Source organism: Mesorhizobium erdmanii (genome assembly GCF_013170725.1).
Taxonomy (GTDB): domain Bacteria; phylum Pseudomonadota; class Alphaproteobacteria; order Rhizobiales; family Rhizobiaceae; genus Mesorhizobium; species Mesorhizobium erdmanii.
This window is the reverse complement of sequence record NZ_CP033361.1, coordinates 5,259,306-5,275,154: the sequence shown is the minus strand read 5'-3', so window position 1 is coordinate 5,275,154 and position 15,849 is coordinate 5,259,306. Positions and strand designations below refer to the sequence as shown.

The following is a 15,849-nucleotide window of genomic DNA, read 5'->3' as shown; positions in this document are numbered from 1 at the left end:
CCGCCGCTGGAAGGAGTTTTGCAAGCGCCGTGCCAGATCGGGGAAAGCCCGGAATCAGAGGATTCCGGGGCTTCTTCAGTGTTCTTCGGCGAAGGCGTGTGCGGATTTCCGCACAAGAGGCGTTTGCCTGGGCGGAATTTCGCATTACACTCGATGCAGGCCGCGAAGAAAAAGGGAGAGGGCAGACGTCGCAGGCAGGCACCGATAGCGGCTCCCCAGCCGATCGCGACTTGCTGCGCGAGGCGGTGGCGTGGCTGCGCGATGGCCGCTGGCTTGTTGTTGTTGCCGCCCTTGCAATCCTGGCGGGCGCGATCGCCATTGCCGGGCGCATTGCTTCCGGCCAGGCGGCCGCTGATTTGCACGATGGAGCACTTGCCGCTTTGCCGCTGGCGGCGGGAACGCTGACCGGCGAAATCGAAAAGCAGCGCCTGGTGCCACTGGTGCTGGCCCGTGACGATGCCGTGCGCGGGGCGCTGCGCCGGGCCGGAAAGATGCAGGAAGCGGCTCTCGACGAGAAGCTGAAAGCCATCGCCGCCGACGCCTCTGCGTCCGCCATCTATGTCATCGACACGGCGGGCATCGCTATATCGGCCAGCAATGCCGGTGAGCCGGCGAGCTTTGTCGGCATCGACTACAATTTTCGCCACTATTTCAACGAGGCCATGGCCAAGGGCGCCGCCAGCCAGTACGGGCTCGGCACGATCAGCGGCCGGCCGGGTCTCTACCTTGCCAGCCGCGTCGACGACAACGGCAAGCCGCTGGGCGTCGTGGTGCTGAAGGTCGAACTCGACGGCGTCGAGGCCAATTGGCGCTCCAGCGGCTTTCTCGTTTTCGTCACCGACGAACGCGGCGTCGTGCTGGCCACCAGCCAGCCCGACTGGCGGTTCCATGCACTGGCGCCGCTTTCTGCCCAGGATGCCTCCGCAGCTCATGAGCAATTGCAATTGACGGATGCCGCGTTCGAACCCTTGCCGATACGGCGCGGTGCGGGTGACGGCCTGGCGAAAATCGACAGTTCGGGCAAGCCGCGCCAGTTCGTCGAGGTGGTGCAGGACCTGCCCGGTGCGGTCCCCGGCTGGCGGCTGTGGCTGCTGACGCCGGCCGACGCCGCTCTCACGTCCGCCGCCAACACGGCGCGGCTGACAACCCTGCTTGGCCTGCTGCTGACGGGCCTGCTTGGCTACGTGCTCACCCGCCGCCGCCGTACACGCAGGCTGCGGCAGGAAGCGCTGGCGCGCATGAATGCCGAGCTTGAAAGCCGCGTGTCCACGCGAACGGTCGAACTGACGCGCTCCAACACAGCACTTGCCGGAGAAATCGCCGAGCGTGAAAACGCCGAGGCCAAGGTCCGCCGGCTGCGCGACGATCTCGCCCAGGCCAACCGGCTTTCCATCCTCGGCCAGATCGCCGCCGGCGTGGCGCATGAGATCAACCAGCCGGTCGCCGCCATCCGCACCTATGCCGAGAATGCCGGACGGTTCCTCGAAAGCGGCAAGACCGAACCGGCGAGCGGCAATCTGACATCGATCGTGTCGATGACCGAGCGCGTCGGCGCCATCACCAGCACGTTGCGCACCTTCGCCCGCCGGCCGGGCGTTGCCGCCTCGCCGCTGCCGGTGCGCGAGGCGATCGACGGCGCGCTGTCGCTGCTCTCCGGCCGCATCCGCGATTCCGGCGTTACCATCGTCAAGCCGCGCGGCGATGCCTCGCCGGTGGTGATGGCGAGCCGCATCCGGCTGGAACAGATCCTGGTCAACCTGTTGCAGAACGCGCTGGACGCCATGAAGGACCAGTCCGATGCGCGTATCGAGATCGGCATTGCCGAGCGCGACGACCGGGTGCTGGTTTCGGTGCGCGACAACGGCCCCGGCCTCGGCCCGGAAGCGGCCGGCAATCTGTTCATGCCGTTCCAGACCACCAAGGAGAAAGGTCTCGGCCTCGGGCTGGTGATCTCGCAGGAGATCGCCCAGGAATTGGGCGGCACGCTGCGGCTCGATCCTGGCACCGGTGCCGGCGCCTCCTTCACCATCGATTTGAGGCGGATTGAATGACCGACAAATCAGGGCTGGTGGCGCTCGTCGAAGACGATGCCGACCTGCTGCATGCCACCACGCAATTACTCGAACTCGCCGGTTTCGCGGTGGTGGCGCTGAAGGCCGCCGAGGCGGCGCTTGGCGTCGTCGACGCCAGTTTCGAGGGCGTGGTCGTCAGCGATATCAGAATGCCCGGCATGAACGGCCTGCAGCTGTTCGACCGCATCAAGGCTATCGACGCCGACCTGCCGGTGATCCTGGTCACCGGGCACGGCGATGTCGATCTTGCCGTCGCCGCACTCAAGGATGGCGTCTATGATTTCATCCCGAAACCTTATGCCGGCGAGCGCCTGGTCGAGGCGCTGAAGCGGGCCTCGGAGAAGCGGCGGCTGGTGATGGAGAACCGGCGCTTGCGTGAGGCCGCGGCTTTGGCCGCCGATGGCATGCCGCTGATCGGCGAAGCTCCGGCCATGCGGCGGCTGCGCGAGACTTTGCGGCAGATCGCCGACATGGATGTCGACGTTCTGGTCGAAGGCGAGACCGGAAGCGGTAAGGAAGTGGTGGCGGACCTTTTGCACCGATGGGGCCGGCGCCGGGCCAAACCCTTCGTGGCGCTGAATTGCGGCGCTCTGCCCGAGACCGTCATCGAAAGCGAGCTTTTCGGCCACGAGGCCGGCGCCTTCACCGGCGCGCAGCGGCGGCGCATCGGCCGTGTCGAGCATTCCAGCGGCGGCACGTTGTTTCTCGACGAGATCGAATCCATGCCGCCGGCCCTGCAGGTCAAGCTGTTGCGGGTGCTGGAGACGCGCAGCCTCACCCCGCTCGGCTCCAACGAGACAAGGCGCCTCGATCTGAGGGTCGTGGCGGCGACCAAGGTCGATCTCGGCCGGCCCGACCAGCGCGGCGATTTTCGCGAGGACCTCTATTTCCGCCTCAACGTGGTGACGTTGCGCATCCCGCCGCTGCGCGAGCGGCGCGGCGACATCCCGATGCTGTTCGGGCATTTCCTAGGCAAGGCCGCCGAGCGCTTCGGTCGGCCCGTCGCCAAGGTGAACGCTGCGGTGAGCGACCATCTCCAGTCGCACGCCTGGCCGGGCAATGTGCGCGAACTCGCGCATTTCGCCGATCGCGTCGCGCTCGGTCTCGGCCCGGACGACGACAGGAAGTTGGTTTCTCCGCAATCGCCGGAGCCTTTGGCCTCGCTGCCCGAACGCGTCGGCTATTACGAGGCCCAACTCATCCGCGATGCGCTGCGCGAGCACGGCGGCGATGTGCGTGGCGCCATCGACGCGCTCGGCGTGCCGCGCAAGACGTTTTACGACAAGCTCAAGCGCTATGGCATTGCCGCATCCGACTTCCGCAACGGCGGCGATCCGCATCCTGTTCGAGAGCAGACGTAGAGTGCGCGGGCCTCACGCTTCATAACCCTACATCCCCTCCAGCCGAGCATTTTCTGAAAGAGCCATGAAGACGACACTCGAAGCCACGGCAAACCCCTCGCCGGAAGACCTCGCCTTTCTCAGTGAGCGGCTGACGGCGTTCAACGACGGCGATGTCGGGGCGTCGCGGAGGAAAGCGCTCGCCGTGTTCGTGCGCGACGAGGAGGGCGCGGTGGTTGCCGGCATTTCCGGCTACACCGCCTGGGGCTGGCTCTATGTGCAATGGCTGTGGGTCGATGAAAGACTGCGTGGCCAGCATATGGCCGGCCGGATGCTGGATGCTGCTGAACAGGAAGCCGTGGCGCGCGGCTGCCATGGCGCGTTGATCGACACCTTCAGCCCCAACGCCGCCAAGGTCTACCAGCGCCAGGGTTATCAGCCCTTCGGCACGCTGGCCGATTTCCCGGTCGGCCGCAGCCGCATCTTCCTGCAGAAGAGGCTGCCTACCGAGTGATCAGCCCGCGAGCTTTCCGCCACGCATCGGCTGCGGCGCGCCGGTCGTGCTTGGAAAACTGATCGGCAGGCCGCGCAGCACGCGCACCGCGAGGAAGGCGAAACACTCCGCCTCCACCGCGTCGCCGCTCCAGCCGAGGCTCTCGGCCTGCACCACCTCAACGCCGGCGCGGCTCGCCAGCATTGCCATCATCGTCGGGTTGTGGCGGCCGCCGCCGCTGACCACCAGTTTTTTCGGCCGGTGCGGCAGAAGGTCGAGCGCCTTGCCGATGGCGCCTGCGGTGAAGGCGGTGAGCAGGGCCGCGCCATCCTCGGCGTTCAGGCCATCGGCCATGGCGGCGCCAAAATCGAAACGGTCGAGCGATTTGGGGTAAGGCTTGCTGAGGTAAGGATGCTGCAACAGCTTGGCGAGCCTTGCCTCGTCGACCGTTCCCGCACGGCCAAGCGCGCCGTCGCGGTCCATCTCGCCGAGGCCCTTCGATTTGATGAAATCGTTGAGCGGCGCGTTGGCGGGGCCGGTGTCGAAGGCGACGACATTGTCGGCGCCGTCCCACCAGGTGATGTTGGCGACACCGCCGAGATTGAGCACGGCGACCTCGCCGCTGGCGCCGGCGCCGCGCATCAGCGCGGTGTGATAGGCGGCGGCCAGGGGCGCGCCTTGCCCGCCGGCGCGCATGTCGGCCGAGCGGAAATCATAGGCGACCTTGGTGCCCAATATGCTGTGCATCAACTCGCCGTCGCCGAGCTGCCGGGTCTGGCCGAGCCGTCCCACCTGCGGCGCGCGATGCAGCACTGTCTGGCCGTGGAAGCCGACGACGCCGATATCGGCCATCGTCATGCCATGGCCTTCGACCAATTCCCTGACCGCCGCCGACTGGGCGCGCGTCAGGGCTTCTTCCGCCTTGCGGAAGATCGCTGGCTCCGGTCCGACAAAATTCCAGGCTCTGGCCGCGGTCAGTGTCTCCTCCAGCAGCGAGCGGATCGACTGGGGATAGGGCATCAGCCGGTAGGTGCCGAAATCATCAATGCGATCGCCATCGGTCCTGATCAGCGCGACGTCGATGTTGCCGTCGAGCACCGTGCCGGTCATCAGGCCCACGGCCCAGATTGGTTCCATCATCCAGCTCCTAAAGTCCATTCATGAGATCGCCGACCGCCTGCCGCAACGAAACGATTCCGCTGTCGAAATGACGTGTCGGATGGATCCGGTTGGTGAGCAAGGTCCATGCCTTGCCCCTGTCGAAATCGATCCACAGGCCGGTACCTGTGAAGCCGGTGTGGCCAATGGTTCCCAGGCTGCACAAGGCCCCACCAGACCAGCCCTCATACGGACGCTCCCAGCCATGGGTGCGGGTGGCGGACAAGGGCGCGCGCATCAGCGCGATCGATCGCTGGGAGGCGCCCGTGCCGTCCAGCAGGCCTCGCGCGAAATCGAGCACGGAGGCGGCCGTTCCGAACAGGCCGGCATGACCTGCGCCCTGCAGGGCCGAGCAATTGTCGTCATGCACCTCGCCGGACAGAACGCGATGGCGCCAAGTGCAGTCCTCGGTCGCGGCCGAGGCATCGGGTTCCGTGGACCAGGCACAGCCAGGCCCGGGATCCATGTCGCGGATGGCCTTGCCCGACAGCCGCTCCAGCGCAAAGCCGAGCAGGATGAAATTGATGTCGGAATAGACCGGTTCGCGGGCGCGCCATTCGCGTTGCAGGATGAAGGCGCGCAGCAGCTCCGGATCGCGTCCGTAAGTGTAGATCGGTTCGACGGCCGGGAAGGGCGTCTGATGTCCCAGGCATTGGCGGAACGTCACCTTCCGTTCCCAGGCCAGCTGATCGTACTGGCGAAGGTCTGGCAGAGCCGAGATCAGCGGTGCGTCGAGATCGATGATGCCGTCCTCCGCGAGTTTCAAAATGCGCGGCGTCGTGAATATGACCTTGGTCAATGACGCCAGGTCGAACCAGGTCTCGACGTCCATCACCCGGTACTTCGGCACGAGTTGCGCGGCGCCGATCGCCCTGGTCATGCGGTGGCCATTCCTCTCGACGATGCCGAGGACGCCGCCGGGAATGCGCTTGGCGGCCACTGCATCTGCCAGCGGTGCGAAAGCGCGGTCGAACAGCCGGGCGAGGTCGCTCAAGAACAGCCTCCATCGGAAAGGTCGCGATCCTTCGCGCCCCCCTCTGTCCTGCCGGACATCTCCCCCACTAGGGTGGAGATTGGACTTAACCCCGGCCTTCGCCAATCTGCGACGCTTGGAGGCGAGTGGGACGCTTCAACTGCCGATCTCCCCCCTAGCGGGGGAGATGCCCGGCAGGGCAGAGGGGGGCGCTGTCCCGCCGACTGAACATGTCTCAGCGCACCACCCATCACCCTTCCACCCTCGCCATGTGATCCGCGCCAAACGTCTCCCACCGCGCCGGCGCCGGCTCGAACCCCCGCGGCCGTACCAGCGACGGCACCTGCCTTGTATCCAGCTCGAAATGCTCGCGCCGCCGCTCGATGGTCGGAACAGCTGATATCAGCTTCTTCGTATAGGAATGCCTGGGCTTCGACAGCACCGAAGCCGCGTCGCCGATCTCGACGATCTGGCCGGCATAGATGACGGCGATCCGGTGCGCGATGCGCTCGACCACCGCCATGTCGTGCGAAATGAACAGATAGGCCAACCCGAACTCGCGCTGCAGGTCGACCAGCAGTTCCAGCACTTTCGCCTGCACCGAAACGTCCAGCGCCGACACCGCTTCATCGAGAACGACCACGGACGGGTTGAGCATCAATGCACGTGCAATGCACAGCCTTTGCCGCTGGCCGCCGGAAAATTCGTGCGGATACCGCTCCAGACTATTCCTGGGCAGGCCGACGCGTTCCAGCAGGCTCGCCATCCTCGCCAGCGTCTCGGCATTCACGCGGCCGCCGGTGGCGATCACCGGCTCGGCCAGGATGCTTTCGATGGTCAGTCTCGGATTGAGCGAGGCATAGGGGTTCTGAAACACCATCTGCACGGGCTTGGCGCTGTGTCCGGCGGCGGTCTTTCGAGTGCCGACCGAGAAACTGCCGCGCGTCGAGCGCACCAGCCCCAATACCGCCTTGGCAGTGGTCGATTTGCCCGAACCGCTTTCGCCGACGATCGCCAAAGTCTCTCCTGGCATCAGGTCGAAATCGACCCCGTCGACGGCGTGCACGGCGCCTGTCGCGCGGCTGAAGAAATTGCTCTTGAGGGGGAAGCGCACTACCAGGCCGTTGACCTCCAGGGCCGGTTCCTCGGCTGCGCCCTTGTCGCGCTGTCCGTCCACGCGTGCAGCGCTTCCGTTGGCGAAATGCGGCACGGCGTGGAGTAGATGCTGCGTGTAGGGGTGTTGCGGCCTGTCGAGGATCTGGTTCAGCTCGCCCTGCTCCACGGCCTGGCCGTTCTGCATCACCATCACTCTGTCAGCGATACCGGCAACCAGGCCGATATCGTGGGTGATGAAGATGACGGACATGCCGGTCTCGCGTTTCAGCTCGGCCAGCAGCGCCATGATCTGCGCCTGCACGGTGACGTCGAGCGCGGTGGTCGGCTCGTCGGCGATTAGCAGGCGTGGATTGCAGGCGAGCGCAATCGCGATCATCACCCGTTGCAGCATGCCGCCGGAAAGCTGGTTGGGCGTGTATTTCAGCCGCCGCGCGGCATCGGGAATGCGCACGCGGTCGAGCGCATCCCTGGCCGCCACTGTCGCTTGCCGGCCGGTAAGGCCTCTATGCAGCCGGAACGATTCCTCGATCTGCGAGCCGATAGTCAGCACCGGATTGAGCGAGGTCATCGGTTCCTGGAAGATCATGCCGATCTCGGCGCCGCGAATGCCGGTCAGTTGCGCCTCGGTGGCGGTCATCAGGTCGAACAGGCTGCCGTCGGCACGCTTCAGTGTCATCGCGCCGCCGGTGATACGGCCGCCGCCGAAATCGATGAGCCGGTTGATCGACAGCGCGGTGACCGATTTGCCCGAACCGCTTTCGCCGACAATGGCCAGTGTCTCGCCATCCGCCAGATCGAAGCTGACGCCGCGCACCACCTCATTGGCTTGCGGATTGCGGCCGAAGCCGACGCGAAGGTCGGATACGGACAAAAGGGGGGTCATGCCGGTACCCTCCGCATCCTGGGGTCGAGGATATCGCGCAAGGCATCACCCAGAAGGTTGAAGCCGAGGATGCTGACCATGATGGTCAGCCCTGGAAAGATCATCAGCCAAGGCGCGGTTTCCATCAGGTTGCGGCTGTCGCTCAGCATCAGGCCGAGCGAAGCGGCGGGCGGCTGTGTGCCCAACCCAAGGAAACTCAGGCCAGCCTCGGTCAGCAGCGCCCAGGCCAGCGCCAGCGTCACCTGCACGGTCAGCGGCGCCACCAGGTTGAGCAGCAGATGGCGCGTGACGATATAGCTCGAACTGCTGCCGAAGGTGCGCGCCGCATCGACGAATTCGCGCGCCTTGAGCGAAAGGGCAGGTCCGCGCACCACGCGCGTGAAGATCGGTGTGTAGACGATGCCGATGGCAACGACGCTGGTCCATATGCCCGGCCCGGCGACGGTAACGATGAGCAGCGCCAGAAGGATTGCCGGGAAAGCCAGCAGCACATCCATGAGGCGCATCACCACGCCGTCCCAGCGGCGGCCGAGCCAAGCGGCGGCCAGCCCGAGTATGGTGCCGGCAAGGGTGGCGAAGGCCACCGAGAAGAAGGCGACCGTGAAGGATTGCCCAATGCCCGCCATCAACCGGCTGGCGACGTCGCGGCCGAACAGATCGGTGCCCATCCAGTAGGCGGCGCTGGGCGGATGCAGCCGGTCGATCCGGTATTGCGTGATCGGATTGTGCGGCGTCAGTCCGAGCAGCCCGAGGACGGCGATCAGCAGATAGATGCCGACGATGAAGCCGCCGATGCGGCCGCTGCCGTGGCTGAAAATGGCGCGCAGGATGCGCATCACTGCTCCCCCAGCCGGATGCGCGGATCGAGCGCGACATAGGCGAGGTCGACCAGGAGATTGACGATCATGAAGTTGAAGGCGATGAACAGCACGGCTCCCTGCACCAGCGCGTAGTCGCGCTGCAGGATGGAGTCGAGCACCATGCGCCCAAGGCCGGGCAGGGCATAGATCTGCTCGACGATGACGGCGCCGCCCAGTAGGTAGCCGAACTCGATGCCGCTCAGCGTCACCACGGGGATCAGCGCATTGGGCAACGCATGCCGCCAGATCACGCTGCGCGCCGACGCGCCCTTGCTGCGCGCCGTGCGCACGTAATCGTCGCCCAGCACATCGAGCATGGCCGAGCGCGATATGCGCGTGACGGAAGCCGCGAAGGCGAAACCAAGCGTGATGGCGGGCAGGATCAACTGGCTGAGATTGCGCAGGGGATCCTGCCAGAGCGGGGCGAATTCGCCCATCGCTGGCAGTACGCCAAAGCCGGCCGACAGCGTGTAGATGATCAACAGGCCAAGCACGAAGCTCGGCGTCGACTGGCCGATCATGGCGACGATGCGCACGCCGAGATCGGAGGGTTTTTCATTATGCGTGGCGGCATAGATACCCGCCGGCATGCCGACGGCAAGCGCGATGATCATCGAAAGCACGGCCAGTTCCAGCGTCAGCGGGAAGCGCTCGAGGATGACGTCGAGCACGGGCCTGCCATAGGTGACCGAGATGCCGAAATTGCCGTGCAGGATACCGCCGATCCAGCGCCAGTACTGGACGAACCAGGGCTGATCGATGCCGAAATATGCGGCGAGCGAATCTCGCTGCGCCGGCGTCAGCAGGCCAGCCTCCGTCCCCAGCATCGCCGTGATCGAATCGCCCGGCACCAAACGGATCGCCACGAAGACCAGGATGGACACGCCAAGCAGGACGAGAGGAAACGTCGCCAGTCGCCGCATCAGATAGTTCACGCGAAGAAGTCCTCTCGTCTAGAGCATGATGCCGAAAAGTGTGAGCGGTTTTCTCGGACAAACGGGCGCCGTTTGTCCAGGCATCATGCTCTATCCGGCTCTAATGCTGTTGCGGCTACTGCTGGATGGTAACCTTGCTCAGGCTGAACAGCGTGCCCGTCGGCGTCGGCACGAAGCCGGCGATATTCTTCTGCTGGGCTGTGTAGCTGTAGGACGTGTAGAGCCAGATCCACGGCGACATCTCGGCGAGGTGCTTTTCGAACGCGGTGAAGATCGCCTTGCGTTTTTCCGGGTCGGTCTCGGCGCGGCCCTGTTGCATCTGGCTGTCCAGCGTATCGTCGATGTAGTTGGCCACCTTCTGCAGATTGCCTGCCTTGGTCCAGTAGCGGTTGTACATGGTGTAGGGGTCGGCACGGCCGCCATTCAGCGCGATCGCCATGTCGAAATCGCCCTTCAGCCAGGCATCGACATAGACGTTGAGCTCCATCATCTTGATGTCGAGCTTGACGCCGATCTCGGCGAGCTGCGACTGGATGACCTGCGCTTCCGCCGCCGCCGTCGGCGGCTCTCCCGTGGCGCCGATCACGGTTGCTGAAAAGCCATCGGCGAAGCCGGCCTCCGCCATCAGCTTCTTGGCCTTGTCGACGTCACGCTTGTAGCAGAACAGCTGGCTCGGATCGGTCGCCAGCGCCGGGATAGTCAGCGGTCCGGTGACCTTGCCTTCGCCGAGCGAGGCGGTGTCGAGCACCTCCTGCCGGTCGATGGCGCAGGAGATTGCCTGGCGCACCTTGAGCTCGGTCATCGGCTTGCGCGATGGGTTGAGCTGCAGCACGTGATAGGCCAGCACCGGCACGCGGTTCAGTTGCAGGCTGGCCTCCTTCGGCACCAGCGTGGCGACCAGCGGGTCGTTGAGCAGCGCGAAGTCGATCTGCTTGGTGCGCATGGCGGCGAGGATCGCCGCTTCGTCCGGCAGCACGCTGATCTCGATGCCGTCGACGCCCGTCGCTCCGCCGGCCCAGTCCTTGTTGGCGCTCAGGACTTCCTTGGCGTTGGGGTCCCATTTGTCGAGCTTGAACGGGCCCGATCCAACCGCCTTGGTGCCGATCGAGCCGGCCTTGATTTCGGCCGCTGGAACAATCGCCGCGTTGACGTCGCTCATCGCGGTCAGGATCGGCACGTCGGGCTGCGAGAGATGGAACACGACGGTGGCCGCATCAGGGGTGTCGATGCCAGCGATCGACAGGAAATTGGCGCGAGCGGCCGCGCCCGTCTTTTCGTCGAGAATGCGTTCGAACGAGGCCTTGACGTCAGCCGAGGTCACGGCGGTGCCGTCCTGGAACTTCGCCTTGGGATCGAGCTTGAAGGTCAGCTCCTTGCCGTCCTTGGAGAATTCCCAGGACGTCGCGATGGCAGGGATGATCCGCAGTCTGGCATCGACCCGCACCAGCGGCTCGTAGATCAGTTCCAGAAGCCGCAGCGACGAAAACGCCGTCTGCTTGTGTGGATCAAGCCCGGTGGCGTCCTGCGACCAGGCCATGTGCAGCGTCGCCGACTGCGCCGAAACCGCAGCCACGCCGAGCATCGCGGCAACCGCAATGCCCGACAGCAATGTTCTTGTGAGGTGCCTTGTCATTTTCATCTCCCATTATGATTTGACTTGATGCCTTGCCGTTTCTGCCGACCGCTTCCAAGACACACATGCTTTGGTCGGCCCAGTCTATGCGGCTTCGCGCCGTCTTGTCCCGTGCGGCTTTAGGCCGTGTTGCCGCCGATTGCCTTTCGCAGGAAGCCTCCGGCCTTCGCGAGGGCAGCCCGCGCTGCCTCGACGTCCATGCCTGTTATCGTCACCAGGATCGCCAGTTTCACGTCGTTACCGGTCTGGTGAAGCGCCTGTCTGGCCTGCTGCGCCGTGCAGCCGGTGGTCTGCATGACCATCCTGATCGCCCTGGCCACCAGCTTCTTGTTGGACGGATTGAGATCGACCATCAGGTTCTGGAAACTCTTGCCGATGCGGATCATCGAGGCGGTGGTCAGCATGTTGAGCACGAGCTTCTGCGCGGTTCCCGATTTCAGCCGGGTCGAGCCGGTCAGTACTTCCGGGCCGACGACCGGCGAGATGGCGATGTCGGCGATGCCGGCAATAGTCGACGCCGGATTGCAGGACAGCGCCACCGTGGCGGCACCTAACTGCTTGGCATAATTCAGCCCGCCGATGACGTAGGGCGTGCGCCCGCTGACCGCGATGCCGACGACAACGTCGTCGCGTGTGAGGTTGATCTCCCGCAGCGCCTGTGCGCCCATCTTCGGATCGTCCTCGGCGCCTTCAGTCGACCGCACCAGCGCCTCCGGACCGCCGGCGATCAAGCCGATCACCATATCTTCAGGCACGCCGAAGGTCGGCGGACATTCCGAAGCATCGAGAACCCCGAGCCGACCACTGGTGCCGGCGCCGATATAGACCAGCCGCGCACCTTTGCGGAAGGCCAGGACGATCCGATCGACCGCCGCCGCGATGTCTGGCAGCACCTTTTCGACAGCCGCCGGGACAATCCTGTCCTCGTCATTGACCTTGCGCAGCACGTCGATGGTCGGCAGCAGGTCGATATCGACAGTCCTCGGGTTCCGGCCTTCGGAAACCAGCCCGTCCAGCTCGGACATCAACCCTTGCTCGGTCATTCCAGTACTTTCAAATTTCTGCCGCACGACCGGCGTCAAGCATGGCTCTCCAGCCGGCACCAGCCCGCGCGGACGATGGGTTCGCCCGTCGCTGTTTGTTTTCGCCTGTTAACTTTTTAGAATTGAATATTCGCATCGTCAACAGGGTATTGGAATATTTTATTCCTATCTATTCTGCGCCGAGCGATCTCTTGGCAAGGATGATGGCGCCGGAAACGGCGTCGCCGTCAGGAGGCTTCAGGCGGCGCCGCACATCAGGCGAAAGCCAGGGTTCAAGCGGGCTGGCAAGGCCGCCCAGCAAGGTCACGCGCGGCGCGCCCTTTTCGAACAGTACCCGCACCAGCGTGTCGATCTGCTCGGCCGCGCTCTGAACGATGCGTCGTCCGGCCGGATCGCCCTGGTCAGCATGGCGCATCACCATCGGCGCCAGCGCGGCATAGTCCGTGGCGCTGGCGCGGTCCATCCAGGCGACCGCCTCCATCGGCTCTCCCTCGAAGCGCTGCATCACTTCCGCCAGCAGCGCCGTCCGCTCGTGCCGGCCGTCATGGCCGCGCAGCGCCAGTTGCACCGCCTTCAGCCCAAGGTCGGCGCCGCTGCCATCATCGGAGATCGGAAAGCCGTAGCCGCCGACACGCAGGTCACGCCCGTTGACGAAGCCGAGGCCGATCGAGCCGGTACCGGCAATGACGATCGCGCCATCCCTGCCGGAATGCGCGCCCAGGCAGGCGCCGACGCCGTCGCTGACGAAATCGATGCTGGCGAACGGATGCGTAATTGCCCGCAGCGCTTCGAGAGCGCCCTTGCGGCCGATACCGGCAAGGCCGATGCCGGCGCGAATCCTAGCGGTCTCGGCTGGCCCGAACCCCGTCTCGTCGAGCGCCGCGCCAAAAGCTTTGGCGATGGAAGCCCAGGCCGCGTCGATGCCGAGCCGGGTTGTTGCCGGACCTGACAGGCCTTGTCCCAGCACGGTGCCTTCCGCATCCTCGATGCGGGCCCGGCAACCGGTGCCGCCGCCGTCGATGCCGAGGAAATAGCCCGCGCCGCTCATGCGCTCAGCCGCTCGATGTCGGCGCCGCACAGGCGCAGCTTGCGGTCCAGTTGCTCATAGCCGCGGTCGAGATGGTAGACGCGGTTGATGATGGTCTCGCCCTCGCTGACCAGTGCGGCCAGCACCAGCGACACCGAAGCGCGCAGATCGGTGGCCATCACCTGCGCGCCGTGCAGTTTCGCGCCGCCGCGCACCAGCGCCGTCGTGCCTTGCAGCTTGATATTGGCGCCGAGCCGCATCAGTTCGGGGACATGCATGAAGCGGTTCTCGAAGATTGTTTCGCGCAGCAGCGATGCGCCGTCGGCGCAACACATCAGCGCCATGAACTGCGCCTGCAGGTCGGTCGGAAAACCCGGATAGGGTTCCGTCGTCAGGTCGGCGGCCTTGAGCGGCCTCTCCCGCGAGACGATCAGCCCGCGATCGCCGGGCCAGACGCTGACGCCGGTGGCTTCGAGCAATTGCACCACCGAGGCCATGTGTTCGAGCCGGGCATGCGTCAGTTCGAGCTGGCCGCCGGTGATCGCCGCGGCAATGGCATAAGTGCCGGCCTCGATGCGGTCCGGAATGATGTCGTGCCTTGCCGCATGCCAGCCGGTGTCGCCGGCGATCAGGATGCGGTGCGTGCCGGCGCCCTCGATGCGTGCCCCCATGGCAATGAGGCAAGCGGCGAGATCGGCCACTTCCGGCTCGCGAGCGGCGTTGAGGATTTCGGTCTCGCCCCTGGCCGTGGTCGCCGCCATCATGGCGGTTTCGGTTGCCCCGACCGATGGCGAACTGAGCACGATGCGCGTGCCGGTCAATCCATTCGGGACCGAGGCGACGATCGAGCCGTTCTCGATCGCGATTTTGGCGCCAAATGCCGCGAGCGCCGCCACATGCATGTCGACCGGCCGCGCACCGATAGCGCAGCCGCCAGGCAACGAAACCCGCGCGTGACCGAAACGGGCGAGCAGCGGCGCCAGAACGAGCACCGTCGCGCGCATTTTCCGCACCGTGTCATAAGACGTTTCTTTCGAAACCGCGGCGCTGGTGTCGATCGTCGCGGCGTGCGCCGATCGCGTCACCTCGGCGCCATAAAGCCGCACCACGTCGAGCATGTTTTCGACGTCCGTCACGGCCGGCAGATTGCTCAGTTCGAGCCGGTAGGGGCTGAGCAGGGCCGCCGCGATCTGCGGCAGGGCAGCGTTCTTGGCACCGGAAATGGTGACGGCGCCTTCCAGTCTTCGTCCGCCGACGATGCGCAATCTGTCCATGGCTGAACCCTTGTGTCGCGAAACGGGCGGTAGGCCCGGTTTCGCGCTCCGGCAGGCCTGCCTCGAATCCCGGGGCTTTCGCCAATCCAGACCGAGAATTAATTCTGCGTTCTTGGCTGTCAATCGAAATTGGAATATTTTATTCCTTTGGCATCGAGCAGCGCAGCGCTTCAGGGGATCCATGTCCATTCTAAAGAAGATCAATGCGAAGCTCGACGGCATGGCGCCCGGCGATCGCGAGATCGGCCAGTACATCGTCGACAATCCCGATGCGATGCTGCGCCTGTCGACGGCCGCCCTTGCCGCCGAGATCGGCCGCAGCCAGTCGAGCGTCGTCAAGTTCAGCCAGAAGCTCGGCTATGCCAGCTACCAGGAGCTCAAGCTCGCCGTCAGCGAGGCCAAGGCGCAGGACTGGCAGGTGCCGGCCGGCGTCATCCACGGTTCGATCGAGGTCGGCGACACCTATCCGGTCATCCTCAAGAAACTGATCGGCAGCAAGCTTCTGTCGATGCAGCAGACCGTCGCCGCCAACAGCGAACGCATCATTTCCCGCACGGTGGAGCTGCTGGATGGCGCGCGCCGCGTCCATCTGGTCGGCGTCGGCGCCTCCTCGCTGGTGGCGCGCGATTTCTCCTACAAGCTGATGAAGCTCGGCCGCAACGTGCTGCATGACAGCGACAGCCACATCCAGATGGCCAATGCCGCGACGTTGGGGGCGGGCGACGTGCTGTTCGCGCTGTCCTATTCCGGCGCCAGCATCGAGACCTTGCGCATCGCCGAGCTTGCCGGCAAGCGCGGCGCGATGGTGATAGCCGTCACCGGCCTGCACGACAATCCGCTGAGCCGCGTCGCCGATATCCGCCTCTACACCATCGCCGATGAAGAGCGCGCGCGCTCCTCCTCCATCACCGCGCGCGATGCGCAGCTGACGCTGACCGACCTGTTGTTCATCCTCCTGGTGCAGCGGCAGCCGGACGCTAACGATTACGTCCACAACAGCGAGGCGGCGGTCTCGGTGCTGAAGGCGGAGCGGTCTTCATAA

13 protein-coding genes are annotated in these 15,849 nt (G+C 65.2%); 4 read left to right on the top strand and 9 right to left on the bottom strand.

Annotation, left to right across the window (positions count from 1 at the left end; translation table 11 throughout):
- The first annotated feature begins 98 nt into the window (after window positions 1–98).
- From EB233_RS25665 to EB233_RS25655, 3 genes are all read left to right on the top strand, one after another.
- Window positions 99–2,051: a sensor histidine kinase gene (locus EB233_RS25665; protein WP_081293914.1), complete on the top strand. Its 1,953-nt coding sequence runs from the start codon at window positions 99–101 to the stop codon at window positions 2,049–2,051.
- Window positions 2,048–3,433, top strand: a complete 1,386-nt coding sequence (locus tag EB233_RS25660; RefSeq protein WP_064987996.1) for a sigma-54-dependent transcriptional regulator — start codon at window positions 2,048–2,050, stop codon at window positions 3,431–3,433. The genes EB233_RS25665 and EB233_RS25660 overlap by 4 nt, the downstream gene beginning before the upstream one ends.
- 64 nt (window positions 3,434–3,497) lie before the next feature.
- The gene (locus EB233_RS25655; protein WP_064987997.1) at window positions 3,498–3,926 is read left to right on the top strand and encodes a GNAT family N-acetyltransferase; all 429 of its coding nucleotides are present in this window, start codon (window positions 3,498–3,500) and stop codon (window positions 3,924–3,926) included.
- On the opposite strand, the gene EB233_RS25650 is transcribed toward EB233_RS25655, so the two are convergent.
- The 9 genes from EB233_RS25650 to murA form a co-directional block, all read right to left on the bottom strand.
- Entirely contained in the window at window positions 3,927–5,042 is a 1,116-nt protein-coding gene (locus EB233_RS25650; protein WP_064988760.1) for an anhydro-N-acetylmuramic acid kinase, read from the bottom strand.
- A 10-nt stretch (window positions 5,043–5,052) separates the two neighbouring features.
- A complete protein-coding gene (locus EB233_RS25645; protein ID WP_064987998.1) occupies window positions 5,053–6,057 on the bottom strand; it encodes a serine hydrolase domain-containing protein in 1,005 nt (334 codons plus the stop codon).
- Window positions 6,058–6,286: 229 nt separating this feature from the next.
- The gene (locus tag EB233_RS25640; protein ID WP_064987999.1) at window positions 6,287–8,035 is read right to left on the bottom strand and encodes an ABC transporter ATP-binding protein; all 1,749 of its coding nucleotides are present in this window, start codon (window positions 8,033–8,035) and stop codon (window positions 6,287–6,289) included.
- Window positions 8,032–8,871 carry an ABC transporter permease gene (locus EB233_RS25635; protein ID WP_064988000.1) on the bottom strand — a complete coding sequence of 280 codons (840 nt, stop codon included), beginning with the start codon at window positions 8,869–8,871 and terminating at the stop codon, window positions 8,032–8,034. Before EB233_RS25635 ends, EB233_RS25640 begins: the two co-directional genes overlap by 4 nt.
- Window positions 8,871–9,830 (bottom strand): ABC transporter permease, encoded by a 960-nt coding sequence (locus tag EB233_RS25630; RefSeq protein ID WP_064988001.1) that lies wholly within the window; start codon window positions 9,828–9,830, stop codon window positions 8,871–8,873. Before EB233_RS25630 ends, EB233_RS25635 begins: the two co-directional genes overlap by 1 nt.
- Before the next feature lie 115 nt (window positions 9,831–9,945).
- A complete protein-coding gene (locus EB233_RS25625; protein ID WP_064988761.1) occupies window positions 9,946–11,463 on the bottom strand; it encodes an ABC transporter substrate-binding protein in 1,518 nt (505 codons plus the stop codon).
- Window positions 11,464–11,582: 119 nt separating this feature from the next.
- The gene (gene murQ / locus EB233_RS25620; RefSeq protein ID WP_064988002.1) at window positions 11,583–12,506 is read right to left on the bottom strand and encodes an N-acetylmuramic acid 6-phosphate etherase; all 924 of its coding nucleotides are present in this window, start codon (window positions 12,504–12,506) and stop codon (window positions 11,583–11,585) included.
- A gap of 169 nt (window positions 12,507–12,675) precedes the next feature.
- Window positions 12,676–13,554, bottom strand: coding sequence for a glucosamine kinase nucleotide-binding domain-containing protein (locus tag EB233_RS25615; RefSeq protein WP_064988003.1), 879 nt, complete (start codon window positions 13,552–13,554; stop codon window positions 12,676–12,678).
- Entirely contained in the window at window positions 13,551–14,807 is a 1,257-nt protein-coding gene (murA, locus tag EB233_RS25610; protein ID WP_064988004.1) for a UDP-N-acetylglucosamine 1-carboxyvinyltransferase, read from the bottom strand. Before murA ends, EB233_RS25615 begins: the two co-directional genes overlap by 4 nt.
- A gap of 181 nt (window positions 14,808–14,988) precedes the next feature.
- On the opposite strand from murA, the gene EB233_RS25605 reads away from it, so the two are divergent.
- The gene (locus EB233_RS25605) at window positions 14,989–15,849 is read left to right on the top strand and encodes a MurR/RpiR family transcriptional regulator (RefSeq protein WP_064988005.1); all 861 of its coding nucleotides are present in this window, start codon (window positions 14,989–14,991) and stop codon (window positions 15,847–15,849) included.

Excerpts from the sequence above, each read along its gene's own strand:
- murA (WP_064988004.1), bottom strand. The coding sequence starts at position 14,807 with ATGGACAGATTGCGCATCGTCGGCGGACGAAGACTGGAAGGCGCCGTC.
- EB233_RS25635 (WP_064988000.1), bottom strand. The coding sequence starts at position 8,871 with ATGCGCATCCTGCGCGCCATTTTCAGCCACGGCAGCGGCCGCATCGGC.
- EB233_RS25650 (WP_064988760.1), bottom strand. The coding sequence starts at position 5,042 with ATGGAACCAATCTGGGCCGTGGGCCTGATGACCGGCACGGTGCTCGAC.
- EB233_RS25605 (WP_064988005.1), top strand. The coding sequence starts at position 14,989 with ATGTCCATTCTAAAGAAGATCAATGCGAAGCTCGACGGCATGGCGCCC.
- EB233_RS25625 (WP_064988761.1), bottom strand. The coding sequence starts at position 11,463 with ATGACAAGGCACCTCACAAGAACATTGCTGTCGGGCATTGCGGTTGCC.
- EB233_RS25655 (WP_064987997.1), top strand. The coding sequence starts at position 3,498 with ATGAAGACGACACTCGAAGCCACGGCAAACCCCTCGCCGGAAGACCTC.
- EB233_RS25640 (WP_064987999.1), bottom strand. The coding sequence starts at position 8,035 with ATGACCCCCCTTTTGTCCGTATCCGACCTTCGCGTCGGCTTCGGCCGC.
- murQ (WP_064988002.1), bottom strand. The coding sequence starts at position 12,506 with ATGACCGAGCAAGGGTTGATGTCCGAGCTGGACGGGCTGGTTTCCGAA.
- EB233_RS25615 (WP_064988003.1), bottom strand. The coding sequence starts at position 13,554 with ATGAGCGGCGCGGGCTATTTCCTCGGCATCGACGGCGGCGGCACCGGT.
- EB233_RS25660 (WP_064987996.1), top strand. The coding sequence starts at position 2,048 with ATGACCGACAAATCAGGGCTGGTGGCGCTCGTCGAAGACGATGCCGAC.